Origin of the sequence: Nitrosospira sp. NpAV (assembly GCF_000832065.1) — a bacterium.
In the GTDB taxonomy this organism is placed as follows: domain Bacteria; phylum Pseudomonadota; class Gammaproteobacteria; order Burkholderiales; family Nitrosomonadaceae; genus Nitrosospira.
Genome location: NZ_JXQM01000175.1, coordinates 1 through 360, shown reverse-complemented (window position 1 = coordinate 360; position 360 = coordinate 1). Strand labels below are relative to the sequence as shown.

The 360-nt window shown below is 52.8% G+C and carries 1 protein-coding gene; it reads left to right on the top strand.

The window, feature by feature from the left end; translation table 11 throughout:
- Positions 1-360: adenosylhomocysteinase (locus SQ11_RS15805; RefSeq protein WP_232298048.1), on the top strand; the 360-nt coding region annotated here is incomplete at both ends.

Below are 360 nucleotides of genomic sequence, written 5' to 3'. Positions count from 1 at the left end.
GTAGTGGACAACTCTGTTTTTACCGACTGCAAGGTGGCTGATTTGTCATTGGCAGATTGGGGCAGAAAGGAAATTGCCATTGCCGAAACTGAAATGCCCGGTTTGATGGCGCTGCGCGAACAGTATGCCGGCAAGAAGCCGCTGGCAGGGGCCAGAATTGCCGGTTCCCTGCACATGACTATCCAGACCGCCGTGTTAATTGAAACACTGGTGGCACTAGGTGCAGAAGTCCGCTGGGCTTCCTGCAATATTTTCTCCACCCAGGATCATGCTGCTGCGGCGATTGCCGCCCGCGATATTCCAGTATTTGCCTACAAGGGAGAATCACTGAAGGAATATTGGGACTACGCTCACCAGATA